General features: G+C 58.2%; 28 protein-coding genes, 2 tRNA genes and 1 pseudogene. 19 read left to right on the top strand and 12 right to left on the bottom strand.

Annotated features, from left to right (window positions below):
• The first annotated feature begins 86 nt into the window (after positions 1-86).
• Genes ACWKWM_RS01465 through ACWKWM_RS01455 form a run of 3 tightly spaced genes read left to right on the top strand, consistent with a single transcriptional unit; the run spans position 87 to position 3,564 of the window.
• Positions 87-1,400, top strand: coding sequence for a murein hydrolase activator EnvC family protein (locus ACWKWM_RS01465; RefSeq protein WP_483844405.1), 1,314 nt, complete (start codon positions 87-89; stop codon positions 1,398-1,400).
• 30 nt (positions 1,401-1,430) lie between these two features.
• Complete coding sequence (locus ACWKWM_RS01460) at positions 1,431-2,762, top strand: S41 family peptidase (protein ID WP_483834944.1); 1,332 nt, start codon at positions 1,431-1,433, stop codon at positions 2,760-2,762.
• 1 nt (position 2,763) lies between these two features.
• Positions 2,764-3,564, top strand: a complete 801-nt coding sequence (locus ACWKWM_RS01455) for a divergent polysaccharide deacetylase family protein (RefSeq protein WP_483844404.1) — start codon at positions 2,764-2,766, stop codon at positions 3,562-3,564.
• A gap of 93 nt (positions 3,565-3,657) precedes the next feature.
• On the opposite strand, the gene ACWKWM_RS01450 is transcribed toward ACWKWM_RS01455, so the two are convergent.
• The 7 genes from ACWKWM_RS01450 to ACWKWM_RS01420 all read right to left on the bottom strand — a co-directional run bounded on the left by ACWKWM_RS01450 (position 3,658) and on the right by ACWKWM_RS01420 (position 9,952).
• Positions 3,658-4,413, bottom strand: coding sequence for a substrate-binding periplasmic protein (locus ACWKWM_RS01450; RefSeq protein ID WP_483844403.1), 756 nt, complete (start codon positions 4,411-4,413; stop codon positions 3,658-3,660).
• A 371-nt stretch (positions 4,414-4,784) separates the two neighbouring features.
• The gene (gene hisF, locus ACWKWM_RS01445) at positions 4,785-5,555 is read right to left on the bottom strand and encodes an imidazole glycerol phosphate synthase subunit HisF (RefSeq protein ID WP_483834947.1); all 771 of its coding nucleotides are present in this window, start codon (positions 5,553-5,555) and stop codon (positions 4,785-4,787) included.
• A gap of 122 nt (positions 5,556-5,677) precedes the next feature.
• Complete coding sequence (gene hisA, locus ACWKWM_RS01440; RefSeq protein WP_483844402.1) at positions 5,678-6,415, bottom strand: 1-(5-phosphoribosyl)-5-[(5-phosphoribosylamino)methylideneamino]imidazole-4-carboxamide isomerase; 738 nt, start codon at positions 6,413-6,415, stop codon at positions 5,678-5,680.
• A gap of 92 nt (positions 6,416-6,507) precedes the next feature.
• Positions 6,508-6,768 (bottom strand): DUF2164 domain-containing protein, encoded by a 261-nt coding sequence (locus tag ACWKWM_RS01435; protein ID WP_483844401.1) that lies wholly within the window; start codon positions 6,766-6,768, stop codon positions 6,508-6,510.
• Positions 6,768-7,406 (bottom strand): imidazole glycerol phosphate synthase subunit HisH, encoded by a 639-nt coding sequence (hisH, locus tag ACWKWM_RS01430; protein WP_483844400.1) that lies wholly within the window; start codon positions 7,404-7,406, stop codon positions 6,768-6,770. Before hisH ends, ACWKWM_RS01435 begins: the two co-directional genes overlap by 1 nt.
• Entirely contained in the window at positions 7,406-7,999 is a 594-nt protein-coding gene (gene hisB, locus ACWKWM_RS01425; protein ID WP_483834951.1) for an imidazoleglycerol-phosphate dehydratase HisB, read from the bottom strand. Before hisB ends, hisH begins: the two co-directional genes overlap by 1 nt.
• Before the next feature lie 291 nt (positions 8,000-8,290).
• Complete coding sequence (locus ACWKWM_RS01420) at positions 8,291-9,952, bottom strand: OFA family MFS transporter (protein WP_483844399.1); 1,662 nt, start codon at positions 9,950-9,952, stop codon at positions 8,291-8,293.
• Between the two features lie 379 nt (positions 9,953-10,331).
• Between ACWKWM_RS01420 and ACWKWM_RS01415 the strand changes: the two genes are divergently transcribed.
• The 6 genes from ACWKWM_RS01415 to ACWKWM_RS01390 all read left to right on the top strand — a co-directional run bounded on the left by ACWKWM_RS01415 (position 10,332) and on the right by ACWKWM_RS01390 (position 15,495).
• Complete coding sequence (locus ACWKWM_RS01415) at positions 10,332-12,551, top strand: AsmA family protein (protein WP_483844398.1); 2,220 nt, start codon at positions 10,332-10,334, stop codon at positions 12,549-12,551.
• Between the two features lie 174 nt (positions 12,552-12,725).
• A complete protein-coding gene (gene mutY / locus ACWKWM_RS01410) occupies positions 12,726-13,793 on the top strand; it encodes an A/G-specific adenine glycosylase (RefSeq protein ID WP_483844397.1) in 1,068 nt (355 codons plus the stop codon).
• On the top strand, positions 13,790-14,062 hold the full coding sequence (locus ACWKWM_RS01405) for an oxidative damage protection protein (RefSeq protein ID WP_483844396.1): 273 nt from the start codon (positions 13,790-13,792) through the stop codon (positions 14,060-14,062). The genes mutY and ACWKWM_RS01405 overlap by 4 nt, the downstream gene beginning before the upstream one ends.
• A 102-nt stretch (positions 14,063-14,164) precedes the next feature.
• Positions 14,165-14,240: transfer RNA gene (locus tag ACWKWM_RS01400), tRNA-Phe, on the top strand.
• A 145-nt stretch (positions 14,241-14,385) separates the two neighbouring features.
• The gene (locus ACWKWM_RS01395; RefSeq protein ID WP_483834956.1) at positions 14,386-14,889 is read left to right on the top strand and encodes a hypothetical protein; all 504 of its coding nucleotides are present in this window, start codon (positions 14,386-14,388) and stop codon (positions 14,887-14,889) included.
• A 57-nt stretch (positions 14,890-14,946) separates the two neighbouring features.
• Positions 14,947-15,495 carry a cytochrome b gene (locus tag ACWKWM_RS01390; protein WP_483844395.1) on the top strand — a complete coding sequence of 183 codons (549 nt, stop codon included), beginning with the start codon at positions 14,947-14,949 and terminating at the stop codon, positions 15,493-15,495.
• A gap of 13 nt (positions 15,496-15,508) precedes the next feature.
• On the opposite strand, the pseudogene ACWKWM_RS01385 reads toward ACWKWM_RS01390, so the two are convergent.
• The 3 genes and pseudogenes from ACWKWM_RS01385 to gabP form a co-directional block, all read right to left on the bottom strand.
• Positions 15,509-15,846 (bottom strand): annotated as a pseudogene (locus ACWKWM_RS01385) (type II toxin-antitoxin system RelE family toxin).
• On the bottom strand, positions 15,818-16,084 hold the full coding sequence (locus ACWKWM_RS01380; protein ID WP_483844394.1) for a type II toxin-antitoxin system Phd/YefM family antitoxin: 267 nt from the start codon (positions 16,082-16,084) through the stop codon (positions 15,818-15,820). The pseudogene ACWKWM_RS01385 and the gene ACWKWM_RS01380 overlap by 29 nt, the downstream one beginning before the upstream one ends.
• A gap of 252 nt (positions 16,085-16,336) precedes the next feature.
• Complete coding sequence (gene gabP / locus ACWKWM_RS01375) at positions 16,337-17,725, bottom strand: GABA permease (RefSeq protein ID WP_483844393.1); 1,389 nt, start codon at positions 17,723-17,725, stop codon at positions 16,337-16,339.
• Positions 17,726-18,177: 452 nt separating this feature from the next.
• Between gabP and ACWKWM_RS01370 the strand changes: the two genes are divergently transcribed.
• From ACWKWM_RS01370 to ACWKWM_RS01335, 8 genes are all read left to right on the top strand, one after another.
• The gene (locus tag ACWKWM_RS01370) at positions 18,178-18,951 is read left to right on the top strand and encodes an ABC transporter ATP-binding protein (protein WP_483844392.1); all 774 of its coding nucleotides are present in this window, start codon (positions 18,178-18,180) and stop codon (positions 18,949-18,951) included.
• A 12-nt stretch (positions 18,952-18,963) separates the two neighbouring features.
• The gene (locus tag ACWKWM_RS01365; RefSeq protein WP_483844391.1) at positions 18,964-19,731 is read left to right on the top strand and encodes an ABC transporter substrate-binding protein; all 768 of its coding nucleotides are present in this window, start codon (positions 18,964-18,966) and stop codon (positions 19,729-19,731) included.
• Positions 19,732-19,802: 71 nt separating this feature from the next.
• Positions 19,803-20,498 (top strand): ABC transporter permease, encoded by a 696-nt coding sequence (locus tag ACWKWM_RS01360; protein WP_483844390.1) that lies wholly within the window; start codon positions 19,803-19,805, stop codon positions 20,496-20,498.
• Positions 20,495-21,184 (top strand): ABC transporter permease, encoded by a 690-nt coding sequence (locus tag ACWKWM_RS01355; RefSeq protein WP_483844389.1) that lies wholly within the window; start codon positions 20,495-20,497, stop codon positions 21,182-21,184. The genes ACWKWM_RS01360 and ACWKWM_RS01355 overlap by 4 nt, the downstream gene beginning before the upstream one ends.
• 240 nt (positions 21,185-21,424) lie before the next feature.
• Positions 21,425-22,642, top strand: coding sequence for a methyltransferase (locus tag ACWKWM_RS01350; RefSeq protein WP_483844388.1), 1,218 nt, complete (start codon positions 21,425-21,427; stop codon positions 22,640-22,642).
• Positions 22,643-22,936: 294 nt separating this feature from the next.
• Positions 22,937-23,012, top strand: a tRNA-Thr gene (locus ACWKWM_RS01345).
• A gap of 479 nt (positions 23,013-23,491) precedes the next feature.
• Positions 23,492-23,800 carry a DUF6124 family protein gene (locus ACWKWM_RS01340; protein ID WP_483844387.1) on the top strand — a complete coding sequence of 103 codons (309 nt, stop codon included), beginning with the start codon at positions 23,492-23,494 and terminating at the stop codon, positions 23,798-23,800.
• Positions 23,801-24,122: 322 nt separating this feature from the next.
• Positions 24,123-24,326 (top strand): hypothetical protein, encoded by a 204-nt coding sequence (locus tag ACWKWM_RS01335; protein WP_483844386.1) that lies wholly within the window; start codon positions 24,123-24,125, stop codon positions 24,324-24,326.
• Between the two features lie 23 nt (positions 24,327-24,349).
• Here ACWKWM_RS01335 and ACWKWM_RS01330 read toward each other — a convergent pair whose 3' ends face one another.
• Positions 24,350-24,514, bottom strand: coding sequence for a hypothetical protein (locus ACWKWM_RS01330; RefSeq protein WP_483844385.1), 165 nt, complete (start codon positions 24,512-24,514; stop codon positions 24,350-24,352).
• On the bottom strand, positions 24,511-24,936 hold the full coding sequence (locus tag ACWKWM_RS01325) for a hypothetical protein (protein ID WP_483844384.1): 426 nt from the start codon (positions 24,934-24,936) through the stop codon (positions 24,511-24,513). Before ACWKWM_RS01325 ends, ACWKWM_RS01330 begins: the two co-directional genes overlap by 4 nt.
• 285 nt (positions 24,937-25,221) lie before the next feature.
• Between ACWKWM_RS01325 and ACWKWM_RS01320 the strand changes: the two genes are divergently transcribed.
• Both ACWKWM_RS01320 and ACWKWM_RS01315 read left to right on the top strand, forming a co-directional pair.
• On the top strand, positions 25,222-25,437 hold the full coding sequence (locus ACWKWM_RS01320; protein WP_483844383.1) for a hypothetical protein: 216 nt from the start codon (positions 25,222-25,224) through the stop codon (positions 25,435-25,437).
• A complete protein-coding gene (locus tag ACWKWM_RS01315) occupies positions 25,434-25,706 on the top strand; it encodes a hypothetical protein (protein ID WP_483844382.1) in 273 nt (90 codons plus the stop codon). Before ACWKWM_RS01320 ends, ACWKWM_RS01315 begins: the two co-directional genes overlap by 4 nt.
• The last annotated feature ends 1 nt before the right edge of the window (position 25,707 follow it).

The raw sequence follows: 25,707 nt of genomic DNA, 5'->3' as shown, positions 1-25,707 counted from the left end.
TGTAAGCCGCGCCCTCTGAGCGTTTTTTTTGCAGCGTCCGGCGGGCATACTAGGCCCGTCTTCACTCCTTGGTATCGCCCGCCCCCATGCTTCGCGCCCTGATCGCCCTTGCTTTGATGTGCTTGCTCAACCCGGCGTTCGCCGACGACGATCGCGCACAGACTCAGAAACAACTGGATGCCACGCGTCAGGACATTACCGAGCTGAAGAAGGTGCTCGGGCAGTTGCAGGAAGAAAAATCCGGCGTTCAGAAAGACCTGCGCACCACTGAAACCGAAATGGGCAAGCTGGAAAAGCAGGTCGAGGTCCTGCAAAAGGAACTAAAAAAGAGTGAAAGCGAGCTGCAACGGCTCGACCAGGAGAAAAAAAAACTCCAGACCGCTCGCGTTGAGCAGCAACGATTGATTGCCATGCAGGCCCGCGCCGCCTATCAGAGCGGCCGCCAGGAATACCTGAAACTGCTGCTTAATCAGCAGAACCCGGAAAAATTTGCCCGCACCCTGACCTATTACGATTACCTGAGCCAGGCGCGCCTGGAGCAGTTACGCAGTTTCAACGAAACCTTGCGCCAACTGGCCGGGGTGGAAAAAGACATTGATCTGCAGCAAGCGCAATTGCTGGTGCAGAAAAGCTCGCTGGATGACCAGAAAGCCAAGCTCGACGACGTGCGCAAAGAGCGCCAGAGCGCGCTGGCCAAGCTGAATCAGGACTACAAGGTTCGCGACCAGAAACTGCAATCACGCCAGCAAGATCAAGCTGATCTGGCGAAAGTGCTGAAAACCATCGAAGAAACCCTGGCTCGCCAGGCACGAGAAGCCGAAGAAGCGCGTCAGAAAGCGCTGATTGCCCAGCAGGAAGCCGAGAAGCGCCAGCGTGAGCAAGAGGCGCTGGCAGCCAGCCGGAGCAAGAAAGATGATAGCGATGAGCCCCCTCGCCGCCCGGTAAAAGCGCCCGGCGCGATGGTTTCCAGTGCCGGTCAGTCGTATGGCGGCGCTTTTGATCAGGCAAAAGGAAAACTTCCTTGGCCTGTCGATGGTCGATTGTTGGCGCGCTTCGGTGAAACACGTGGCGACGACGAGCGAACCAAGTGGGACGGCGTGATGATCAGCGCTGCCGCAGGCAGTCAGGTACACGCTGTGCACGGTGGCCGTGTGGTGTTCGCCGACTGGTTGCGTGGCGCAGGGCTTCTGGTCATTCTCGACCATGGAAACGGCTATCTGAGTCTGTACGGTCACAACCAGAGTCTGTTGAAAGAGGCTGGGGACGTTGTAAAAGCCGGGGAAGCGATCTCCACTGTCGGTAACAGTGGTGGCGGTCAAGACACTCCGGCGTTGTATTTCGCTATTCGTCAGCAGGGTCGCCCTAGTGATCCGGCCCAATGGTGTCGCACTCAAGGATAAGTCGACGCCTCATTCAGGAGTTCGTAAGACATGCTGTTTTCGTCCCGCCTCACCTCGCTGGCCCTGACTATCGCCGTGGTTATCGGCGCGCCTCTGGCCCACGCTGCGGGTGCCGCTCCAGCAGCGACTCCCGCCGCATCGACTGCCGCCACTGCGCCTAACGCCAAAGCGCCGCTGCCGCTCGACGAGCTGCGCACCTTTGCCGAGGTCATGGACAGGATCAAAGCCGCTTACGTAGAGCCGGTGGATGACAAGACCCTGCTGGAGAACGCCATCAAAGGCATGCTCAGCAACCTTGATCCGCATTCGGCCTACCTGGGTCCGGAAGATTTCCAGGAGCTGCAGGAAAGCACTAGCGGCGAATTCGGCGGGCTGGGTATCGAAGTCGGCGTGGAAGATGGCTTTATCAAAGTCGTCTCGCCTATCGACGACACTCCCGCGACCAAGGCTGGCATCGAAGCGGGCGACCTGATCGTCAAGATCAATGGCGCACCGACCCAAGGTCAGACCATGCAGGAAGCGGTCGACAAGATGCGCGGCAAGCTCGGCGAGAAGATCACTCTGACGCTGGTGCGCGATGGCGGCACGCCGTTCGACGTGACGCTGGCGCGCGCGACCATTCAGGTCAAGAGCGTGAAAGCGCAAATGCTGGAGAACGGCTACGGCTATATCCGCATCACGCAGTTCCAGGTCAAGACCGGCGAAGAGGTCGGCAAGGCACTGGCGAAACTGCGCAAAGACAACGGCAAGAAGATGAGCGGGCTGATTCTGGACCTGCGCAACAACCCTGGCGGCGTGCTGCAAGCGGCTGTCGAAGTGGCTGACCACTTCCTGACCAAAGGCCTGATCGTTTACACCAAGGGCCGCATCGCCAACTCCGAACTGCGCTTCTCGGCTGACCCTGCCGACGCCAGCGAAGGCGTGCCATTGGTAGTGCTGATCAACGGCGGCTCTGCTTCGGCGTCGGAAATCGTCGCCGGTGCGCTGCAAGACCAGAAGCGCGGCATTCTGATGGGCACTGATACGTTCGGCAAAGGCTCGGTGCAAACCGTCCTGCCGCTGAACAACGACCGCGCGTTAAAGATCACCACGGCGTTGTACTACACGCCGAATGGTCGCTCGATTCAGGCTCAGGGCATCAACCCGGACATCGAAGTGCGTCGCGCCAAGCTGACCGCTGAAACCGACGCCGAGAACTACAAGGAAGCCGATCTGCTTGGCCACTTGGGCAACGGCAACGGCGGCGCAGACAAACCGACCACCAAGGCCAAGGCGAGCAAAGCGCGTCCGCAGGACGACGACTACCAGCTCAATCAGGCGCTCAGCTTGCTCAAAGGCCTGAGTGTGACGCGCGGCAACTAATATGCGCGTCTGGTTGACCGGGCTCATTGGCGCCCTTGCTGCCCTGACTGGCGCCGTTCACGCGGCGCCAGTCAACGCGGCCGATGCCCCTGGCAAATCGGCCAAAGTCGCTTACCTCAGTTTGATCATCGATGACCTGGGACAGAATCCTGAGCGCGACACTCGTGCGCTCAAATTGCCAGGGCCTGTCACGCTGGCGATCATGCCCGACACGCCACACGCCACAGAATTCGCACGTCAGGCTCACAAAGCCGGCAAGACCGTGATTCTGCACATGCCGATGGACCCGGCCACCGGGCCCTACGCCTGGCACCCCGAACTTCCCCTGCCCGAACTTGAATCACGCCTGAACGCGGCGCTGCTCAAAGTGCCTTACGCCGCAGGCATCAACAATCACATGGGCAGCCGCATGACGGCTGAACCGGTCGCCATGACTTGGCTGGTGGGTGAGTTGCAGCGCCGTCATTTGTTTTTGGTCGATAGTCGCACCAGCGCGAAAACCGTTGCCGCCGCTGAGGCGCAGAAGATTGGGTTGGCGAGCGTTTCGCGGGATGTGTTTCTGGACGATGAGCGCACCGCCGAGGCGATCACCGGGCAATTGCAAACGGCGATCAAACTGGCGCACAAGCAGGGCTCAGCCGTGATGATCGGCCATCCTTATCCGGTGACGCTGGACGTGCTTGAGCGCGAACTGCCCAAGCTCAAATCACAAGGCATCGAGTGGATCGAAATTCGCCACATGGTGACTGAGCGTGGGAATGAGGCGATGGCTGGGCATGGCAGAAATGGGGTGTATCGGTAGCGACAGCCCTGTAGGAGCCAACTTGTTGGCGAGCCGAGCAACAGGGTGTGACAGTTGCGGCGCCTCGCGAACAAGTTCGCTCCTACAGAAGATCTACAGATAACTGCCCAGAATCTTGTCCACCAGCCCTTCCGCGCGCATGTCATCCAGCGCTTTTTGCAGCTTGGCGACCACCGCGTCAGGTGTCTCTTTGTTCAGCGCCAGAAACAGCTCAGCCTGATTAAAGCGCAATACCGTCTTCAACCCCGAAACGCCCTCCTGCCGCGCCAGATAACGTCCTGCCGGATCACCGGTGGCCCACAGATCGATCTGACCATCGACCAGCTTCCTGGCGTTGTCTTTGTCGCTCAGCACTGTGATCGGGTTGAGCCCTTGGCGCGCAAGCTCTTCGGCAATTGCATCGCCTTTGTAGGCGCCAATCTTGTACTGCCTGGCTTGCTCCAGAGTTTTCAGCTCGATCGGGCTGTCGCTGCGGGCCAGCATGATCCAGTCGTCCGGACCGATCGGCCCGACCCATTTGAAGAGTTTCTCGCGCTCAGGCAACCGCGCCGTGACGAAGACGCCATAGCCGGGCTTTTCCAGTGCGAGTTTGTAGATGCGATCCCACGGGAAGCGCAGGGTCATGTTGTAACCGATGCCAGCACGCTTGAAGGTCTGGCGCACTATCTCGACGGCGATGCCTTCGATGTTGCTTTCCTGGGCAAAGTTTTTCCCGTCCGTGGCCATGTTGTACGGCGGAAAATTCTCGGTCAGCAGGACAATCGAGTAAGGCGACGCATCGCCGGCACGGGCGTTACCAACCACCAAAGTTAAAACGCTGATCAGCGCTAGAACAACACCTTTGAACATATCCCTGGCACCCTCTCCTGACGACGGCAGAAGAGTGCCGCGAACGTTGTGGGAAGTCCAGTTTGGTGACGTAGGAAGTCGCTTTCAGAACAGAGGTGTCTATTTCAAGGCTGTGCAGGGCCTGCTAGAGCGAGGCTCGCCCGCGAACCTGCGAATGCGTGGGGTCAGGCAAACCGTGGTGTCAGCTTCACGGGCAAGCCTCGCTCCAACAATTTGGCGGCGGTGACGGACTAGGAGTCTGATGCAACCCCAGTGGGAGCGGACTCGTCCGCGAAGGCTCAACTACGGCCAATAGAGATGTATCGGCTGCACGGGGCTCTTCGCGGACAGGTCCGCTCCCACGGGATATGTGTGTGTCGGTCAGACGCTGCTTACCGAACCACAATCCCCTGCTTGGCCATGAACGCCTTGGCCTCGGGCACGGTGTATTCGCCGAAGTGGAAAATACTCGCGGCCAGCACTGCACTGGCGTGACCTTCCAGCACGCCATCAGCCAGATGCTGAAGGTTGCCGACGCCGCCTGAGGCGATCACCGGAATCCCCAATGCATCGCTGATCGCGCGGGTGACGCCCAGGTCGAAGCCGTTTTTCATGCCGTCCTGGTCCATGCTGGTCAACAGGATTTCGCCTGCGCCCAGATCTTCCATCTTCTTGGCCCACAGCACCGCATCAAGCCCAGTCGGCTTGCGACCCCCGTGAGTGAAGATCTCCCAGCGCGGAGTCTCGCCCGGCAGTGAAACCTTTTTCGCATCGATCGCGACGACGATGCACTGGGAGCCGAAACGCGCCGCAGCTTCACCGACGAACTCAGGATTGAATACAGCAGCAGTGTTGATCGAAACTTTGTCTGCGCCCGCATTCAGCAGATTGCGGATGTCCTGCACAGTGCGTACGCCGCCACCCACGGTCAGCGGGATGAACACTTGGCTCGCCATGCGCTCGACGGTATGCAGCGTGGTGTCGCGGCCATCAACGCTGGCGGTGATGTCGAGAAAGGTAATCTCGTCTGCGCCCTGCTCGTCGTACAGCCGAGCGATTTCCACCGGGTCGCCGGCGTCACGAATGTTCTCGAACTTGACGCCCTTGACCACTCGGCCGTTGTCGACGTCCAGGCAAGGGATGATGCGTTTGGCGAGGGCCATGGGGTTATCTCCGAAATCCGTAGCTGTAGGAGCGAACTTGTTCGCGAGACATCTTTCGATCCGCTGAAACTTTGGCGGCTATCAAATTGCTTCGCGAACAAGTTCGCTCCTACAGTGAATGTCTACCGCTGGGCCAGATCGCAAAGCGCCTGAGCTTCAGCCACATCCAGCGTGCCTTCGTAGATCGCACGGCCGGTAATGGCGCCAATAATCCCAGGTGCGTTGGCGTCGAGCAGCGCCTGAATGTCGCCCAGGTTGTGGATACCTCCGGACGCAATCACCGGAATCCGCGTGGCCGCAGCCAGCGCCGCGGTGAACGGGATGTTGCAGCCCTGCATCATGCCGTCTTTGGCGATGTCGGTATAAACGATGGCCGCAACGCCGTCCGCTTCAAAGCGCTTGGCCAGATCGATCACCTGAACCGAGCTGACTTCAGCCCAGCCGTCGGTGGCGACAAAGCCGTCTTTGGCATCGAGCCCAACGATCACTTTGCCGGGGAACGCACGGCAGGCTTCAGCCACGAACTCAGGTTCCTTGACCGCTTTAGTGCCGATGATCACGTAGCTCACGCCGGCCTTGATGTAGTGCTCAATGGTTTCCAGCGAGCGAATGCCACCGCCGATCTGGATTGGCAGTTGCGGGTAGCGCTTGGCGATGGCCGTGACTACCTCGCCATTGACCGGCTGACCTTCAAAGGCGCCGTTCAGATCGACCAGATGCAGACGGCGGCAGCCGCCCTCAACCCATTTGGCGGCCATGGCCACCGGGTCATCGGAGAACACCGTCGAATCTTCCATACGGCCCTGACGCAGACGCACGCAGGCACCGTCTTTAAGGTCGATTGCGGGAATGATGAGCATGAGCTTTTCCTTCGTCAAAGAGCTGCAAGCTGCGAGCTAAAAGCTGCAAGCAGGCGAGCGTACTAATTCTTGCAGCTTGAAACCTGAAGCTTTCAGCTGCTCTTTTCCAACGCCCAAACGTCACTTTCGATGCTCTCGAAGCGCTCTTTCAAGTGCGCCTGAACATCGAAGATCGCTCGGTTGTAATAGTGCGGCGCAATTTCGCGGGTGAACAACTCAAGGATTTCCCCAGCCTCGAACGAACCCAGGTCCAGTTCGAAGCGGTCTTCCATGAAGCGCTTGATCTTGTGACATGCCTCACTCTCCTGCTCGGGAGTGAGGGTCAGGATCGGGGGCTTGCTCTTCTTGCTCATTACCAGCGACCGTCCCACGCGGCGAAGTTCTGCAGCAACTGCAGGCCGTGGGTATGGCTCTTCTCCGGGTGAAATTGCACAGCGAAGCGCGAGCCGTCCGCCAGTGCTGCGGCGAAATCCAGACCGTAATGACCACGCCCGACGATCTGCCTGGCATTGGGCGATTCGATGTAATAGCTGTGCACGAAGTAGAACCGCGCCATGTCCGGGATGCTGTGCCACAACGGGTGATCCACCGCTTGCGCCACTTCGTTCCAGCCCATGTGCGGCACTTTCAGGTGCTCGCCGTCTTCGTGCAGACCCTTGCCGAAGAACCGGACCTGACCTGGAAACAGGCCGATGCAGTCTTCGCCGCCGCTCTCTTCACTGCGGTCCATCAGCGCTTGCATGCCGACGCAGATGCCGAGAAACGGGCGATCCTGGCTGACTTCGCGCACCAGCGCATCGAAACCCAGACGCCGAATCTCGGCCATGCAATCGCGAATCGCACCGACACCCGGGAACACCACGCGGTCGGCTTCGCGGATCACATCGGCATCGCTGGTGATCAGCACACGACCGGCGCCCACGTGCTCCAAGGCCTTGGCCACTGAGTGCAAGTTGCCCATGCCGTAATCGATAACCGCGACCGTCTGCATCAGAGCACGCCCTTGGTGGACGGCATCTGACCAGCCATGCGCTCATCAAGCTCAACAGCCATGCGCAGCGCGCGGCCGAAAGCCTTGAATACGGTTTCGATCTGGTGGTGGGTGTTGTGGCCGCGCAGGTTGTCGATGTGCAGCGTGACATTGGCGTGGTTGACGAAGCCCTGGAAAAATTCCTGGAACAGATCGACGTCGAAACCGCCAACGGTGGCGCGAGTGTAAGGAACATGCATCTGCAAGCCAGGACGGCCGGAGAAGTCGATGACCACCCGTGACAGCGCTTCATCCAGCGGGACGTAGGCGTGGCCGTAACGACGGATGCCTTTTTTGTCGCCGATGGCTTTGCTGAAAGCCTGACCCAGGGTGATGCCAACGTCTTCCACCGTGTGGTGGTCGTCGATGTGCAGGTCGCCTTTGCTTTCGATATCCAGATCGAACAACCCGTGACGGGCGATCTGATCGAGCATGTGTTCAAGGAAGGGAACGCCGATGTCGAATCGGGCCTTTCCGGTGCCATCCAGGTTGATCGAGGCTTTAATCTGGGTTTCCAGGGTGTCGCGCTCGACGAACGCCATACGTTCGGCCATCACCAGCTCCGCAAAATCATTGGGCGAAAAAGGCGAGCATTATAGGCGTGCAGCGCATGAAACATAAACACGAGACGCGCTATGGCTGACAGAGGGAACCAGCGGGTTAAGGGGACATACATGTCTGTACAAGCAATCACAACCCTCTGAAAACAACTGTGGGAGGGAGCTTGCTCGCGATGAGGCCGTCACGTTCGACAACTACGTCGACTGTCAGACCGCCATCGCGGGCAAGCGCGCTCCTACAGGTTCAGTGTCGGCCTGAAGTCTCAGGCCGACACCTACAGCGTTTTAGTGAAACAACACCGCAGTTTTCTGCAGCGTGATCCACACGCCCCATGCCAGCGGGATGCCCACGGCCAGCCAGGCCAGGATCGCCAGGGGCTTGGTGCTCGGCGCAGCTTTCCACTCAAGCGAAGTGCTGTGATCGGCACCTACGTCGTGACCAATGGACTGCTCGGCTTTAAGCTCCGCGTCGGTCATGAAGTACTTGTCGGCCACCGGACGCACCAGCAGGTTGCAGATAAAGCCCAGCACCAGCAGACCCGCCAGGATGTACAACGTGATGTTGTAAGCATCGGCACGGGCAACGCCGTGGCTCAGTTGGTATTCGCGCAGGTAGTTCACCAACACCGGACCCAGCACGCCGGCGGCGGCCCAGGCAGTCAACAGACGGCCGTGGATCGCGCCGACCATTTGCGTACCGAACAGGTCAGCCAGGTAAGCCGGGACAGTCGCGAAACCGCCGCCGTACATCGACAACACCACACAGAAAGCCGCCGCAAACAGCGCAACGCTGCCCATGTGACCCAAGGTCGGTACCGACGCGTAAAGCAGGAAGCCCAAGGCGAAGAACACGAAGTACGTAGCTTTGCGGCCGATGTAGTCCGAGAACGAGGCCCAGAAGAAACGCCCGCCGATGTTGAACAGGCTCAGCAACCCAGTGAAGCCAGCTGCAATCGCAGCGATCGCGGCCAGTTGCGAAGCGTCAAGCTGAGTGAAGCCCTGATCGGTACCCAGCAGCTTGCCGCCGAACACTTCCTGCAGCAGCGGCGAAGCCATGCCGAGGATGCCGATACCGGCCGAAACGTTCAGGCACAGCACTAGCCAGACCAGACGGAACTGCGGAGTTTTCCAGGCTACGTTCACGTGGACGTGGCGGTTGGTGATCATCGCGTTGTTGGCTTTTTTGACCGGAGCGGTCCAGCCTTCAGGTTTCCAGCCGGTTGGCGGAACGCGATAAGACAAAGCGCCGCCGATCATGAAGATGAAGTAGATCACCGCCATGGCCACGAAGCTCTGCCATACGCCGACGCTGTCAGGCGTTGCGAAGTGGCTCATCAGAGCGGTCGCCAGTGGCGCACCGACCATCGCACCGCCGCCGAAGCCCATGATCGCCATGCCGGTCGCCATGCCGCGCTTGTCCGGGAACCACTTGATCAGCGTCGATACTGGCGAGATATAGCCCAGACCCAGACCGATACCGCCGATTACGCCCGAACCAATCCACATCAGCCAAATCTGGTGCGTATACACGCCCAGCGCCGAAATCAGCAGACCGCCACACCAGCACAGTGCCGAAACTACACCGGCTTTGCGCGGGCCTGCGTGTTCCAGCCAGCCGCCCCAAATAGCTGCCGAGCAACCCAGAAATATGAAGAACAGGGTGTAGATCCAGCCGAGCATAGAGATCGGCCAATCACAGGTAGAAGAGAAGACTTGCTCGAAGAAACTCATGTCCGGTGCACAGGCAACGGCGGTCTTGATGCCAACTGCTTTGGACAGCGGCAGCCAGAACACCGAGAAACCGTAAGCCATACCGATACACAAATGGATCGCGAGGGCTGCAGGTGGTACCAGCCAGCGGTTGAAACCGCTCTTCGCGATAATGCGCTCTTTGGACAAGAACGCAGGTTGAGCAACAGAGCCGCCCAACGCAGTACTTGTACTCATTGTTATTCCCCCAATTTTTTTAGTTGTGTCACGCAAGGCAATGGCAATGTGTCCGCCCACAACCTTGATGCACGATGGCAACGGTTGTTTTATCGGCAGCACATTTGATTACGTGACAATTCGACGCAGGATAAGCCCCGAAGCGCGAAACTCTACCATTTACCGGGCAAAAGAAAGCAATCTGCTACTACCTTTTTTATGCCGTCTGTCCTGCAACTTAGAGTGCGTAAAAAAGCTGACACTTTGCTGCTCACGGCTAATTAAGCCGTAGGAAAATGCCGGAAATTTGGCACATGAGTCGCGATGCGAACTACTCTTGCGTGACACCGCTATACTCGCGGGCTAAATTTTTGAACGACACGACAACAAGGACTCGCCCATGAAAGCGTTCGGCAAAATCCTGGGACTGTTTATTCTCGGGCTGTTGCTGATCATCGTGGCTCTCGGTTTCGCCCTGAGCCATCTGTTTGATCCCAACGACTATAAAGACGAGATTCGACAACTGGCACGCGACAAAGCCCATGTGGAGCTGACGCTCAATGGCGATATCGGTTGGAGCCTGTTCCCCTGGCTTGGGCTGGAGCTGCATGACGCCAGCGTCGCAACCCTGACCGACCCGACCAAACCGTTCGCCGATCTGCAGATGCTCGGCCTGTCGGTGCGCGTGCTGCCGCTGCTGCGCAAAGAAGTGCAGATGAGCGATGTGCGTGTTGAAGGCCTCAACCTGATGCTGACCCGCAATGCCAACGGCCACGGCAATTGGGAAGACATCGGCAAAGTGCCTGCCACCGCTTCGACCGACGCCACGACCCCTGCCCCGGACGGTTCCGTTGCACCAGCAAAACCTGATCGTCCTTCGCAGCCTATCAAGCTCGACATCGACAGCCTGACCGTCAACAACGCGCGCGTTGAATACAACGACATTCCCAAAGCCCGGCAATTTACCGCCGAGAGCATTCAGATCAGCACCGGAGCAGTGCATGAAGCGACTGACATTCCGGTCAAGCTGACCGCCTTCCTCAGTACTAATCAACCGGTCATCCGCACCAAGACCGAACTGTCCGGTCAGCTGCGCTTCGACCGCGCGCTCAAGCGCTATCAATTTGAAGACATGCGTCTGTCGGGCGAAGCGGCCGGAGATCCTCTGCAGGGTAAAACCGTTACCTTTGCCGCCCAAGGCAATCTGCTGGTGGACCAGGCTGCCAACGTCGCCGAGTGGACGGGTATGAAGCTGTCGGCCAATCAGCTTCGTGCGCTGGGCGAGCTGCATGTCCGCGATCTGGACAAGACACCGCAACTGAGCGGCGCGCTGTCGATCGCCCAGATCAACCTGCGCGATTTTCTCGAAAACATCGGCCAGCCGGCGCCGGCATTGGGGGAAGGCAGTCTCAACAAGTTTGAAATCGTCACCCGCATCGCCGCCAACCCGACCAGCGTTACCCTGGACGGCCTGACCCTGAAGCTCGACGACAGCACCATCACCGGCCGCATTGCGGTCGAGGACATCGCCAAACAGTCGCTGCGTCTTCAGCTCAAGGCCGATACTTTTAATGCTGATCGATATCGCCCGGCGCCGAGCGAAGAACGCAAGGGCGCAAGTGCCGCGCGCAAGGCTGAAGTCGAAGGCGGCGAAGCTCAGGCATTGGCCGGCGCAGGCACGACCCCACTGCCGGAGCAACCGACCAAAGCGGCGTGGAGCGATGCCAAACTGCTGCCTCTGGAGCGCATGCGCAAACTGGATGTCGATGCGGACCTGACGTTTGGCCAGCTGACAGTGCAGAAATTGCTGATCCAGAACGCCGCGCTGAAAACCTCTGCGCTGGACGGGATCGTCAAGGTCGACAGCCTGCGAGGTGACCTCTATAACGGTAATTTCGAAGTCAAAGGCAATCTGGATGTACGTCCGGAAGTGCCGCTCGCCAGCGTGCAAACGCGCATCGCCAAAGTGCCGGTCGAGCGCTTCATCCAAGCGCAAGACGAAACCCCGCCGCTGCGTGGTTTGCTGACCCTTAACAGCGACCTCACCGGCAAGGGTAATAGCGAAAAAGCATTGATCGACAGCCTCAACGGTACCGCCAGTTTTGCGCTGAACAATGGCGTGCTGGTCAACGCCAATCTGGAACAGCAATTGTGCCGTGGGATCGCCGCGCTTAACCGCAAATCTCTGAGCGGCGAACCCCGAGGCAAGGACACGCCCTTCCAGCAGTTGAACGGCAATCTAGTGTTCCGTAACGGCGTCGCCAGCAACCCGGACCTGAAAGTGCGTACGCCCGGTCTGACCGTCAATGGCGACGGTGACATCGACTTGCGCGTGCTGGGCATGAATTATCGGGTCGGCATCGTTATCGAAGGCGACAAGAGCGACATGCCGGATCCTGCTTGTGAAGTGAACCCGCGCTTCGTCGGCGTAGAATGGCCCGTACAGTGCCGTGGCCCGCTGGAGCTGGGTGCCAAAGCCTGCCGTCTGGATAACGAAGGCCTGGGCAAGGTCGCCGCGAAACTTGCGGGTGACCGCATTGGCGACAAAATTGATGAGAAGCTGGGCGACAAGGTCAGCCCGGAGCTCAAAGACGCGATCAAGGGATTGTTCAAAAGATAACCAACGGCTGCCGTGACAACTGTGGGAGCGGACCTGTCCGCGAAGAGGTCTGTTCAGTCGATACATCTGTATCGGCCGAATGATCGCCTTCGCGGACAGGTCCGCTCCCACGGTTGCGCGCCAGGATCAGGCATCTCGAAACGCCACAACCCTTTCAGTCATCCCGGAAGCCCCATGCAAGCCGAACAATTCTCCAGCGCCGTGCTGGAGTGGTATGACCGTCACGGCCGTCACGACCTGCCGTGGCAACACGACATCACGCCGTATCGAGTGTGGGTCTCGGAAATCATGCTGCAACAGACCCAAGTCAGCACTGTGCTCAACTACTTCGATCGTTTCATGGAAGCGCTGCCCAGTGTCCAGGCACTGGCCGAGGCGCCGGAAGACGAAGTGCTGCACTTGTGGACAGGCCTGGGTTATTACACTCGCGCCCGCAATCTGCACAAAGCCGCGAAGATCGTAGTTGCCGATCACGATGGCGAATTCCCGCGTGACGTGGAAAAGCTGATCCTGCTGCCGGGTATCGGGCTGTCTACCGCTGGCGCCATCGCCAGTATCAGCATGGGCCTTCGCGCGCCGATTCTGGACGGCAACGTCAAACGCGTGCTGGCGCGTTTCACGGCGCAGGAAGGCTATCCGGGCGAGCCCAAGGTCGCCAAACAGCTTTGGGCCACTGCAGAGCGTTTTACGCCGCATCAGCGCGTGAACAACTACACGCAGGCGATGATGGATCTGGGGGCCACGCTCTGCACGCGCAGCAAACCGAGCTGCCTGCTGTGCCCGCTTGAGCGCGGCTGTGAGGCGCACATGCTGGGCCTGGAAACGCGCTACCCGATCCCCAAGCCGCGCAAGACCATCCCGCAAAAGCGCACGCTGATGCCGATGTTCGCCAACCGCGATGGCGCGATCTTGCTTTATCGCCGCCCATCTACCGGCCTGTGGGGCGGTTTATGGAGCCTGCCGGAACTGGACGATTTCGATGACGTGCAGCATCTGGCATCGCAACACGCACTGGAACTTGGCAAGCATCACGCCTTGCCGGGGCTGATTCACACCTTCAGCCACTTCCAGCTGACCATCGAGCCTTGGCTGGTTCAGGTTCAGGAGTCCGCCCATCACGTGGCCGAGGACGACTGGCTCTGGTATAACCTCGCCACCCCGCCGCGCCTGGGCCTTGCCGCCCCGGTGAAGAAGCTGCTGAAAAACGCAGCCGACGTCTTGAATGCAGGAGAGTCCTCATGACCCGCATCGTAATGTGCCGCAAATACAAAGAAGAACTGCCAGGCCTGGAACGTGCTCCTTACCCGGGCGCCAAAGGCGAAGACATCTTCAATCACGTTTCGCAGAAAGCCTGGGGCGACTGGCAGAAACACCAGACCCTGTTGATCAACGAGCGTCGCCTGAACATGATGAACGCCGAGGACCGGAAATTTCTCCAGGCCGAGATGGACAAGTTCCTGTCCGGCGAGGAATACGCCAAGGCTGAAGGGTATGTCCCGCCCGCAGAATAAAAGGCTATTGAGCAGTGCGGGTCGTAAGCGACGGTAATAATTCGATTTTTTTTAGAAACTCGCTTGACGACCACCTGAAAAACACGTTTAATGCGCCCCGTTGCCCAGATAGCTCAGTCGGTAGAGCAGGGGATTGAAAATCCCCGTGTCGGCGGTTCGATTCCGTCTCTGGGCACCATAAATACCGAAAAACCCCTGCATCGAAAGATTCAGGGGTTTTTTATTGGGCGCGATTTCGACTCGTCTTCCTCTTGGCTATTAGCAACGTCTGCGCTTCAATACCGCACCAGCGCCTAACTCGCCCGCACAAGGAAATCACCTGAATGGCCTCCCCTGACAAACAACAGAAACGCGCCAAGCGGGCGAAAGTCAAAGCCAAGCAGAACCGCATGGGCAAGGCTGGGACCAGCGTTATCCACCCGGTACTCGGCAATCCGTTCGTCAACGAGCCTTTCGATGACGTCGAGATCGACCTGAGCACGTTCGATTTCAAAGACATCGTAGAAAACGGTTTCGACCCTGCCGACTTCGATGACCTGTTTGAGGCCATGAAAAACGCAGAAGCCATCAGCCAATTGGCGCTCTGCGTGGTGTTCCTCCAATACCCGGTGCTGGAACTGGTCATCGCCGAGGAAGAGGAAGAACCCGCTACCGATTTCATGATGGGCTTGCTGATCACTTATCGCGCCATCGAGCACAACGAAGACGAAGACACTGCCATCGAGTGGATCAGCAGTCAGGCATTCCAGGCTGACTACAACCAGGCTTCGCAGATCCTCGAAAAGAAGAATGCCCGCACCAGCCGCCCGGTTCAGCCGCACCCGTAACGGCGAATTTAATTTACAAAGTGCCACTACGCGGTTAGCGTGCCGACCTTAACGAGAATGACATCTCTTCTCAACAAGGCCCGCACGTTGACCGAGTTTTCCCCGCCTTACTCCACACCTCGCATTTATCTGCACTGGGTATCCGCTGCGGTGATCCTGTGGGCGACGTTCAGCGGGTTCGGCGTTGCGCTACTGGCACCCGACGATAGCTTTCGTGCGTGGGTCGAGTCCTTCAATCCACAACTCACCAGCGTGTTCATTCCGGTGTTCTTGTGGCGCGCATGGCTGGCCATGACAGCGAATGCGAAGGCAACGCCGCAAACCCTGCAAGAGCAACTGGCCCATTGGGCGCACTTGGCGATTTACCTGACCGTGACGGGCGTGCTGATCACTGGCGTGTTGATGATGACTCACCCGGTAACGATGCTTGATCTTGTCCAATTGCCGCAGCTGATTCATTCAGCCACGGCGCTAAGCACGCTGCATGAAGTGCATCACGTCTTGTGCGCGGGGTTGGCGGGGTTGGTGGCGGTACATGTGACGGCGGTGGTGCAGCATCAGGTGCTGGGGCGGTCGGTGTTGGGGCGGATGTGGGCAAAGTGTTAGCTACGATTGAAGATCATCGGATCCGCTTTTTGGCACTGTCGTACACTGCATCGTTTTCACGGCGGCCGATCGCGATAACGGTGATCACAAGCCTGCGATCTATGACCTCGTAAACTAAACGGATGCCAGAGGCTCTCAACTTAATTTTGTAGCAGTCAGCCATCCCACGCAGCTTGTCGGCGCTAACTCTGGGTTCTGAGAGCCTTGAGCGCAGTTTTTTAAGAAGCTGCAACTGGATGCTTTTATCCAGTCGGTCATATTCTTTTTTGCCTCTAGCAGAAATTCCAATGAGTAGGTGCTGATTGGCAAGGATAACGCCCGGTCATTTTTCAGCCTCCGCGATGAGGTCATTTATATCTACCTTTACCGTCCGGCCGCCCCGTCGCTGCTTCACGATGCGGACAAGCTCGGCATCATCCAGCAGATCTAGAAGCTCTTCATATCGCTCGGGAGAGAGGATATAAAACGCTGGCTCGTTGCGATTTAGAATCACCATAGGATCGCCATTGCTTTCGCGGAAAGTACCCATGGGATCTCTCTTCAGATCTGTTACCGATGCAGCCACTTCCGCCAGCAGTGCATACGCCATCGTTTATTCTCCTGTTCAGCCTTTTGCCGAGAGCTCGAAACCAGTCCTTCACATCACAAAAAGAGACTGATATCCGATCCTTTCAAGGGGCCAACCTGAAACATATCGACCCTTTAATAGTGCCACTTAGAATACGCATAAAAGCCTAAATATGTACTGCACCTTCGTTTTGGCTTTGTGCAATCCAAAAAAAGGCCGCAATCACTGGTGATCGCGGCCGTTTTTATAGCCCCAACAGCTCAACCCCTCACATCAATTGAGCACAACCTTCCCCGCCCGCGCATTCTTGCGGCGGCTCGACACGATCAGCCCCGCCGCAATCACCAGCACACTGAGCAAACCGGTGGCGATGATTTCCATGCGGTGGGCTTCCTGCACCAGCATGATGGCCAGCACGCCGATGATGAAGACGATCACGGCATAGGTCAGGCCCGGGAACAGCCACATGCTGAAGGCGATTTTCTCACCCGCAGCCTGGCGCTTTTGACGCATACGAAGCTGTGAAACTGCGATCACCAGATACACCAACAGCGCAATCGCGCCGGAACTGGCGAGCAGGAAGTCGAACACGGCAGCGGGCGCGACGTAGTTGGCGAACACTGCCACGAAGGCTGCAGCAGTCGACAGCAACACGGCCCACACCGGCGTTCCGGCTTTGCTGGTGCGTTGCGACAAAGCGGGCGCATCACCGCGTTTGCCGAGAGAGAACATCATGCGCGAAGCGGTGTAGAGCGCCGAGTTCAGGCAGCTGGTCACGGCGACCAGGACCACCAGATCAACGATCAACTTGGCGTTCGGAATGCCCATCAGATCGAGCACGGTCTGGTACGAGCCAACGTCGGCAAGACGACTGTCATTCCATGGCACCAAGGCCACGACGATGAAGATCGATACCAGATAGAACAGGCAGATCCGCCAGATCACCGAGTTGGTGGCCTTGGTGATTTGCTGGCCAGGGTTCTTCGATTCAGCCGCAGCGATGGTGACGATCTCGGTGCCCATGAACGAAAACATGGTGGTCAGCATCGCCGCCAGCACAGCGCCGATACCGTTGGGCATGAAGCCCTGAGTGTCGTACAGATGGCTAACGCCGCTGACTTGGGTGTTCGGCAACAGACCGAAAATAGCCAGTACGCCCAGCACGACGAATCCGAGAATCGCCAGGACCTTGATCAACGCGAACCAGAACTCGAACTCGCCGTAGTTTTTCACGCTGAACAGGTTGGTCGCGGTCAGCAGCAACGTGATCACCAGCGTAAAGGCCCAGATCGCTACGTTCGGAAACCAGGCATGCAGAATGGTCGCGGCAGCGTTGGCTTCAAGCGGAATCACCAACACCCAGAACCACCAGTACAACCAACCGATGGTGAAACCCGCCCAGTGTCCAATCGCGCGGTCGGCATACGTTGAAAAAGACCCGGTATCGGGCGACGCCACGGCCATTTCCGCCAGCATGCGCATGACCAACACCACCAACGTACCTGCAGCGCCATACGCCAGCAGCACGGCAGGGCCCGCTTCAGCGATGGCATGCCCTGACCCCACAAACAGACCTGCGCCGATGACGCCGGCAATGGACAGCATCGTGATGTGGCGCGGTTTGAGGCCCTGCTCAAGATTCGAAGAACTAGTACTGCTCATAGGAACAACCTTTGAAGGACTTTTCGAACGGATCGAGACGCGCTGAGGACATTCGTAAAAATATCCTTACGGCTCTGTTATTTATTTTTTACGCAAGAAATACGCCAAATTATTTCAGAAACGACGTCGCTCTTGGAAACGCCCGGCCCAGCGCTGTTTCACAACCTGTTGATTGCTATGGCATTCCGCCAGCCATGTAGGATTTGTTACCGGCCACCCCAGCCTAAGTGCATTTGTGCGCACCGAAAATACACATTAAGTCTCAACGCGCCCCGTTTAAATGCACGCCGTGTGCTTCGCTTAAGCCAAACAGGCTTTTCCAAGCTTTAAATGGCAGGTCAAAGCTGGCAATATCGCGCGTTTTTTGCGCAGACCACTCGCCGAGATGGCACTCAAACAGTGCATCATTTAGCTCGACACCGAACGCAGACACACAACCGTGAGGACCGCACATGGCTCAGGCCACGCCCGCGCTGGAAATTCGCAACCTGCATAAGCGCTACGGCGACCTCGAAGTGCTCAAGGGCATTTCGCTGACGGCGCGGGACGGCGATGTGATCTCGATCCTCGGCTCATCCGGCTCTGGCAAATCGACGTTGTTGCGCTGCATCAACCTGCTGGAAAATCCCCATCAGGGTCAGATTCTGGTAGCCGGCGAAGAGCTGAAACTCAAGCCCGCGCGCAACGGCGAATTGATCGCCGCCGACAACAAGCAGATCAATCGCCTGCGCAGCGAAATCGGCTTTGTCTTTCAGAACTTCAACCTGTGGCCACACATAAGCGTGCTCGATAACATCATCGAAGCGCCGCGCCGGGTACTGGGTCAGAGCAAGGCCGAGGCCATTGAGGTGGCCGAAGCGTTGCTGGCTAAAGTCGGCATCGGTGACAAACGACATATCTATCCGGCACAGTTGTCCGGCGGCCAGCAGCAACGCGCCGCCATCGCCCGCACGCTGGCGATGCAGCCCAAAGTCATTTTGTTTGATGAGCCAACCTCGGCCCTCGATCCGGAGATGGTGCAAGAAGTCCTCGCCGTGATCCGCGCGCTGGCCGAAGAAGGCAGAACGATGTTGCTGGTGACCCACGAAATGAGCTTCGCGCGGCAGGTGTCGAGCGAAGTGGTGTTTCTGCATCAGGGTTTGATAGAGGAACAAGGATCGCCGCAGCAGGTCTTTGAAGACCCGCAGTCGGCGCGCTGCAAACAATTCATGTCCAGCAATCGTTAACGGAGCAACACCATGCAGATCTTCAGAAAACTATTGCTGGCCGCAGCCACCACGCTGGCTTTCACCTCCAGCGCATTTGCTGCCGAGACACTGAAAATGGGGGTCGAGGCCGCTTATCCCCCCTTCAATAACAAGGACGCCAGCGGCCAGGTCGTGGGCTTTGACGTCGAAATCGGTCAGGCCCTGTGCGCCAAGATGAAGACCGAGTGCGAAATCGTGACCTCTGACTGGGACGGCATCATCCCCGCCCTGAATGCCAAGAAGTTCGACTTCATCGTTTCCTCACTGTCGATCTCTGACGAACGCAAAGCCGCTGTGGACTTCACCGAACCCTACTACTCGAACAAGCTGCAGTTCATCGCACCGAAAAGCACCGACATCAAGGGCAACACTGTCGATGAGCTGAAAGCGTCCCTGAACGGCAAGACCATCGGCGCCCAGCGCGCAACTTTGTCCGGCACCTGGCTGGACGACAACTGGGGCAGCGATGTTACCGTCAAGCTGTACGACACTCAGGAAAACGCTTACCTGGACCTGACCTCCGGCCGACTTGACGCCATCCTCTCGGACAAATACGTCAGCTACGAATGGCTGAAAAGCCCAGCGGGCCAGGCTTACGAGTTCAAGGGCAACCCGGTTTACAACGACGACAAGATCGGTATCGCTGTGCGAAAAGGCGACACCTTGCGCGCGAAGCTGAACCTGGCGCTGAAAGAAATCATCGAAGACGGCACCTACAAGAAGATCAACGACAAGTACTTCCCGTTCAGCATTCTCTGATCCGCCCGACGCGCGCTGCTGTGCCTCTATAGAGAGGCGCAGCAGCGCACGTCCTTGAAACAAGCCCTGCCATGAATTTTGATCTTTACGGATTCGGCCCCGCGCTTGCCGCTGGCGTGCTGATGACTGTCCAACTTGCGCTCTCGGCGCTGTGCCTGGGGTTGGTCCTCGGCCTGCTCGGCGCGCTGGCGAAAACCTCCCCCTATCGAGCGCTCAACTGGCTAGGTAGTGCTTATTCGACGCTGGTGCGTGGCATTCCCGAATTGCTGTGGGTGTTGCTGATTTACTTCGGCACCGTCAACGCCATGCGCGCTATCGGCGAAGCGTTGAGCATGCCGAGCCTTGAGCTTAGTGCCTTCTCGGCAGGCGTCATTGCGTTGGGTCTGTGTTTCGGCGCTTACGCGACCGAAGTGTTCCGCGGGGCGATTCTGTCGATCCCCAAAGGGCATCGTGAAGCAGGTTTAGCACTCGGCATGTCGCGCTCGCGCATCTTCATCAAGCTGATCATACCGCAGATGTGGCGCATCGCCCTGCCCGGCCTGGGCAATCTGTTCATGATCCTGATGAAGGACACGGCTCTGGTGTCGGTCATCGGGCTGGAAGAAATCATGCGCCATTCGCAGATCGCGGTGACATCGACCAAGCAGCCGTTCACCTTCTATATGGTGGCGGCCTTCATGTACCTGGGCCTGACCGTGGTGGCGATGACCGGCATGCACTTTCTCGAACAACGCGCCGCCCGTGGCTTTGCAAGGAGCGCCTCGTGAACTGGGACGTGATCATCAAATGGCTGCCGAAACTGGCGCAAGGCGCGACGCTGACATTGGAGCTGGTGGCCGTGGCGGTCATCGCCGGTTTGCTGCTGGCGATCCCGCTGGGCATCGCTCGCGCGTCGCGCAATCCTTATGTGCGCAGTGCGCCTTATGCCTACATCTTCTTCTTTCGCGGCACGCCGTTGCTGGTGCAGCTGTTCCTCGTCTATTACGGGCTGGCGCAGTTCGATGCAGTGCGACAAGGCCCGCTGTGGCCCTATCTGCGTGATCCGTTCTTCTGTGCGGCGTTGACCATGACGCTGCACACCGCCGCCTATATCGCCGAGATCCTGCGCGGCGCGATACAGGCCGTCCCGGTGGGCGAGGTCGAAGCCGCTCGCGCGCTGGGCATGTCCAAAGCCAAGGCGCTGATCTACATCGTCCTGCCCCGCGCCGCCCGCATCGGCCTGCCCGCCTACAGCAACGAAGTCATCCTGATGCTCAAGGCCAGCGCCCTGGCGAGCACCGTGACCCTGCTAGAACTTACCGGCATGGCCCGCACGATCATCGCCCGCACCTATCTGCCGGTCGAAATATTCTTCGCCGCTGGCGTGTTCTATCTCCTGATGTCGTTCGTGCTGGTGCAAGGCTTCAAACTGCTGGAGAAAGCGCTGCGCGTGGATCAGTGTCAGGGGCGGTAAAAAGGTTCGGTATCCGTTGGCACGGACTCTGATAGTCACTCAAAGAGCGATAGATTCACGGCTGCTCCTAAATCCCTGGCTGGGCACATTCCCGTGGGAGCAGACCCGTCCGCGAAGAGGCCCAGACAGGCGCCACACATCATGCTGAACGCATCCTTTCGGTAGGAGCTGCCAAAGGCTGCGATTGCTCCCAAACCCACCGACGCTTACCCTGACGCACGACCTCCCGCGCCTCAGCCCATGACTCCCATCCCGATCCTGCACACCACCGACCTGCGCGCCCGCTTCGAGGCGCTGAATCGCTTTCTGCTCGATCACCAAACCCTGTGGCGCCCCAAACCGTTCACCCACAGGCAACTGCCTTGGGAAGCCCAACACCCTGAGCTGGCCGATTGGCTACGCAGTCGCACATTGGCCGAAGCCGAGTTAGCGCATAACCATCCCGAACACCTGAGCGCCCCTGCGCCTTTCGCCGAGATTGCCGCCCAATCCGCAGCACTCAGCGCAATCGGCCCGCTGCCCATGATGGAGCTGCAACCGGTGTCATCGCGCATGGCAGTCGATGTTCCGGGCCGAAAGTGGCAACAAATCGAATCCTTCGCCAGCGCTCTGGATTTTCGTAAAACGCCTGAACACTGGCTCGACTGGTGCTCGGGCAAAGGTCATCTCGGCCGTCGCCTGGCCCAGAATGGTCAGGCGCTGACGTGCCTTGAGTACGACCCAAAACTGGTCGAAGCAGGCCACCAACTCAGCGCACGCCTGAACATCGCCGCTGAACACCTCACACAAGACGTCATGGCCGCCGACGCATCCTTGCGCCTGCATGCCCGGCAAACACCGGTCGCACTGCACGCCTGCGGCGATCTGCACGTACGGCTCATGCAACTGGCGAGCGACGCCAACTGCCAACAACTCGCCATCGCGCCGTGCTGCTACAACCGCATCGCTGCCGACCGCTATCAGGCGTTGTCAGCCGAAGGCCAAGCCTCGACGTTGCAACTGTCCATCGACGACCTCGGCCTGCCCCTCAGCGAAACCGTCACCGCAGGCGCCCGCGTGCGCCGCCAGCGCGACACCTCCATGGCCCGCCGCCTGGCCTTCGACCTGCTGCAGCGGGAGCTAAGCGGTGTTGACCAATACCTGCCCACGCCATCGCTGCCTGTCGCCTGGCTGGAAAAGCCCTTCGCCGACTACATCCGCGATCTCGCAGCGCTGAAGGAGATTTCCCTGATTGGCGAGCGAGACTGGTCAGCATTGGAAGCCGCCGGCTGGCAACGCCTCGCCGAAGTCCGCAACCTGGAACTGGTGCGCAACCTCTTCCGCCGCCCACTCGAACTCTGGCTCATCCTCGACCGCGCCCTCTACCTGACGGCTCACGGCTACGACGTGCGCATCGGCACCTTCTGCGACAGCCAGACCACCCCACGCAATCTGATGATTTTGGCCGAGCAAGACTGACCGTTTAAAAGGCCCGTCCTGTGGATAACTCTGTTGACGAAATATTTACGGCCACAAGAAATACGTAGCTTGCTGGCTATTTCGCTAATTGGTCATTTTTTGTACAGGTGATTAATTTCCGGCAATTCAGTAGCTTGCGAACTAATGAGAACTGTTCCACAAATGACACTGCCCGTTGTAGGGCCTTTGCGCCGCTTGTGAATAAGCATCAGAGCGAATCGGCATAAAGACCTAAAAAAACTGAAATTAAGGCTTTACTCAAGAAACCAAATCCCTATAATCAGCGCCCATCACGCCGGTATAGCTCAGTTGGTAGAGCAACTGACTTGTAATCAGTAGGTCCCGGGTTCGACTCCTGGTGCCGGCACCAAGATTTAGCGGAAGAGGCTCACCGAAAGGTGGGCCTTTTTTGTTTGTGCCGAATTTGCTGCCGTCAGGCACGCCGCCAATCCTGTAGGAGTGAGCTTGCTCGCGAAGCCTCCCCTCGCAACACCACCGCACTACCTCCCCGCCCAACCTATACAAAAAGTCCCAAATCCAGTAGGACGCTTCTGAAATTAAGCGATATCCTCCCGACCGCTTGAACGCGCCGGATCGGGCGACTACCTTCCCGCGTGTCGTTGCAAACAACGACCGGGTTTAGTCGCCCGAACACACGTCAGGCGCGTAACGCCCCATAACCAGAACCGCTGTCGTCGACATCGGTTCTGTCCTTTTATGGTGGCTGTACGAGGGGCACCTTCGGGTGCGCCGGGTGCCTGACTTCCCGGTCGACTAACCCGCGTACAGCCGCCACCTATTCGTTTAGTCGCGAACGGTGTCGGTCTCATCCAAGTCAGGAGAGACACCATGATCAGATCCACCCCTCACCCGCCCGAAACACCCGCTTCAAAACCAACCTGCACTAACGCCAACCTCGGCAACCTGAGCCTGTTCTCGGTCAACCCCGGCGTCAGAGTTGAAGACGCATTGCTCACCGCCTCCGAATACCTCGCCTGCGCCGCAGCCACCGCCTATGAAGTCGCCGATAACTGCACGCTGGAATTCCGGCCTTTGGCTCGGTCTGTCGTGCATCAGCTCGAAGCTGCGAGGGCGTTGATTGAGGTGTCGATCGCCAAGGTGGGCAGTTCGGCGGTCACGGTGCCAACAGGTAGGTAATGCGCCACGAGCGAGGGGCGGATCAGCATCGTTTTAGCGACGAAGGTTCGTCCCCGTTTAGCTCGGCGTTATCGCGATTGCGTGGCGAATTAAAATTGCTTCCCTCTCCCCCACTCACCCTCAAGAATCCGCGCACGTTTCCGATAGCTTTCGCATGGAGCAGCTATTGAGCCAACTCATTGGCCCCGCCGGATGGATGAAGTTTGAATACGGCACGTTAACCGGCACTTTGCGCAGACGACCTCTTGCTGCGCTGCCCGGATTTTGGCCCTCCGACTCTTCGGAAACGGCCATTGCGTCATCCCTCTGGAGAGCTTGATCCATGCTTGTAACGCTGTCGAACATGAAACGTGACCTCGAAGAAACTGCTGCGCATTTCGAGCAGCTCTCTGCGGTGATGTCCGGCCACCTGCTTTTTTCTGCCCACAGGCAGTCAAACCGGGGACACCTGGATATCAGCTTGAGCATCGAGGCCATTGAATCGTCGGTTGAACGGTTGAGGCTGGCCGCCGCCAAGCTGTATTGAGGTAGAGCAATCCCAGCTTCGAACTATTTTTTCAAAGCTCGACGCAGACGCACATTATCCAAGACAAGAAGCACAGCCATCACTGCGGTATAAGCGTCCACCGCCTCTTCCCCAAAATAATGCCAGAAAGCCCACGCTGCTAAAGCAACCAGCGCTGCTGCCAATATCAATAGCAATGAGTCGTTCATGCCAGGTACCGCATCACGTGGTGGTTAGCTCTATTCGGCTGATCAGGCTCATAAATACCTGGATAAACTCGGAAACAACCCACCAGCCATTCACGGTAAAGTCCTTCCCTGCGGGCGCTTAACAGAACATCTGAAAGCGACGTTCCGTTTCCTAAAATCCTACCGGTGGCTACAGCGATGCTACCGATCACTGCCCCAACGTAATAGGCAGCGGAGCAAGCCCCAACCATCGTTAGTTGCTCCATTCTTGTACCTGCCCGAATCAGCTCCCCTACTGTCACGGTCTTACCGTGCTTCTCGATTTGACTAAGAATTGTGTTCGCAGTGGCCGCTGCAGTTGTCACTTTCCCGAAAAGCGATTCAGGCGCTTCCAGCCCCAAGCTTTCCATATTCTCTTTGAAATACTTATAAAACTCCGACATTCCAAGCTCTCCCGGTTAAGGTCTTTAAGCTTGGATGAACCATACCGAGGCTAACTTCCTCAAACGTCTATTCGCTGGACGGGAAAACTCTCAACCATCGCTACGCCTTCTCCTACATAACCCAGACATCCCGAAACGCTGCTCGGCTAAAAATACCAACCCCCGTAGGACTTCTCTGATAGTCAGCGAGATGCTCGGCATTACCGAAAAACAGCAACCACTCCCAAATCCCCACCTCTTCAAAATGCTATCTTCCCACCCCACCCTTCGCGCCACGGAGTCCTCATGACCCTCGTCAGCCTAGTCCGAGCCCTACCGAAGGATCCGAACAACCCCACTCACGTCCTCGGGTGGGCAGTCATCCGTCGCACACCCTGGCGCTTCGTCGATATCTTCGCCTCCCAAGAGCTGGCCCAAGCGCAGGCCGCCAAGCTCGGGACAGGCTACGAATCCAAGTACGGCTCTCACAAACCCGGCAGCAGCGAGTTCACGACCACATGAATACCGACACAGACGAAAACAGCCCGCAGTACAAGCTCGATCAGATCAAGCTTCACAAACAGATTCGTACACCCATCGACAGACTGTTGCGCTCCCTTGAAGGGGCCAATACCCGCGAGGAAGTTGAGAGCGAAGCCGAAGTGCAGATCAGCTTCATCCACGATCTGGAGTCCGACAAGCGCGTGCGCAAGGGCGATATCGAAACGCTTTACATCATTTTTGATGACGCTGTGCAGGCGCGGCTGGAAAGCCTTCCGCCCAAGGCCTGAA

Source organism: Pseudomonas rosaeacicularis (assembly GCF_057128745.1).
The sequence above is the reverse complement of the archived record's forward strand: the minus strand, read 5'-3'. Positions and strand labels throughout refer to the sequence as shown.

Bases quoted from the DNA above. Each gene is read 5' to 3' on its own strand.
- ACWKWM_RS01420 (WP_483844399.1), bottom strand. From the start codon at position 9,952: ATGAGTACAAGTACTGCGTTGGGCGGCTCTGTTGCTCAACCTGCGTTC.
- ACWKWM_RS01450 (WP_483844403.1), bottom strand. From the start codon at position 4,413: ATGTTCAAAGGTGTTGTTCTAGCGCTGATCAGCGTTTTAACTTTGGTG.
- ACWKWM_RS01330 (WP_483844385.1), bottom strand. From the start codon at position 24,514: ATGAACGACTCATTGCTATTGATATTGGCAGCAGCGCTGGTTGCTTTA.
- hisB (WP_483834951.1), bottom strand. From the start codon at position 7,999: ATGGCCGAACGTATGGCGTTCGTCGAGCGCGACACCCTGGAAACCCAG.
- ACWKWM_RS01435 (WP_483844401.1), bottom strand. From the start codon at position 6,768: ATGAGCAAGAAGAGCAAGCCCCCGATCCTGACCCTCACTCCCGAGCAG.
- mutY (WP_483844397.1), top strand. From the start codon at position 12,726: ATGCAAGCCGAACAATTCTCCAGCGCCGTGCTGGAGTGGTATGACCGT.
- ACWKWM_RS01395 (WP_483834956.1), top strand. From the start codon at position 14,386: ATGGCCTCCCCTGACAAACAACAGAAACGCGCCAAGCGGGCGAAAGTC.
- ACWKWM_RS01460 (WP_483834944.1), top strand. From the start codon at position 1,431: ATGCTGTTTTCGTCCCGCCTCACCTCGCTGGCCCTGACTATCGCCGTG.
- gabP (WP_483844393.1), bottom strand. From the start codon at position 17,725: ATGAGCAGTACTAGTTCTTCGAATCTTGAGCAGGGCCTCAAACCGCGC.
- ACWKWM_RS01325 (WP_483844384.1), bottom strand. From the start codon at position 24,936: ATGTCGGAGTTTTATAAGTATTTCAAAGAGAATATGGAAAGCTTGGGG.
- ACWKWM_RS01415 (WP_483844398.1), top strand. From the start codon at position 10,332: ATGAAAGCGTTCGGCAAAATCCTGGGACTGTTTATTCTCGGGCTGTTG.
- ACWKWM_RS01405 (WP_483844396.1), top strand. From the start codon at position 13,790: ATGACCCGCATCGTAATGTGCCGCAAATACAAAGAAGAACTGCCAGGC.
- ACWKWM_RS01365 (WP_483844391.1), top strand. From the start codon at position 18,964: ATGCAGATCTTCAGAAAACTATTGCTGGCCGCAGCCACCACGCTGGCT.
- ACWKWM_RS01315 (WP_483844382.1), top strand. From the start codon at position 25,434: ATGAATACCGACACAGACGAAAACAGCCCGCAGTACAAGCTCGATCAG.
- ACWKWM_RS01340 (WP_483844387.1), top strand. From the start codon at position 23,492: ATGATCAGATCCACCCCTCACCCGCCCGAAACACCCGCTTCAAAACCA.
- ACWKWM_RS01370 (WP_483844392.1), top strand. From the start codon at position 18,178: ATGGCTCAGGCCACGCCCGCGCTGGAAATTCGCAACCTGCATAAGCGC.
- hisF (WP_483834947.1), bottom strand. From the start codon at position 5,555: ATGGCCCTCGCCAAACGCATCATCCCTTGCCTGGACGTCGACAACGGC.
- ACWKWM_RS01360 (WP_483844390.1), top strand. From the start codon at position 19,803: ATGAATTTTGATCTTTACGGATTCGGCCCCGCGCTTGCCGCTGGCGTG.
- ACWKWM_RS01320 (WP_483844383.1), top strand. From the start codon at position 25,222: ATGACCCTCGTCAGCCTAGTCCGAGCCCTACCGAAGGATCCGAACAAC.
- ACWKWM_RS01350 (WP_483844388.1), top strand. From the start codon at position 21,425: ATGACTCCCATCCCGATCCTGCACACCACCGACCTGCGCGCCCGCTTC.
- ACWKWM_RS01455 (WP_483844404.1), top strand. From the start codon at position 2,764: ATGCGCGTCTGGTTGACCGGGCTCATTGGCGCCCTTGCTGCCCTGACT.
- ACWKWM_RS01380 (WP_483844394.1), bottom strand. From the start codon at position 16,084: ATGGCGTATGCACTGCTGGCGGAAGTGGCTGCATCGGTAACAGATCTG.
- hisA (WP_483844402.1), bottom strand. From the start codon at position 6,415: ATGCTCATCATTCCCGCAATCGACCTTAAAGACGGTGCCTGCGTGCGT.
- hisH (WP_483844400.1), bottom strand. From the start codon at position 7,406: ATGCAGACGGTCGCGGTTATCGATTACGGCATGGGCAACTTGCACTCA.
- ACWKWM_RS01390 (WP_483844395.1), top strand. From the start codon at position 14,947: ATGACATCTCTTCTCAACAAGGCCCGCACGTTGACCGAGTTTTCCCCG.
- ACWKWM_RS01465 (WP_483844405.1), top strand. From the start codon at position 87: ATGCTTCGCGCCCTGATCGCCCTTGCTTTGATGTGCTTGCTCAACCCG.
- ACWKWM_RS01335 (WP_483844386.1), top strand. From the start codon at position 24,123: ATGCTTGTAACGCTGTCGAACATGAAACGTGACCTCGAAGAAACTGCT.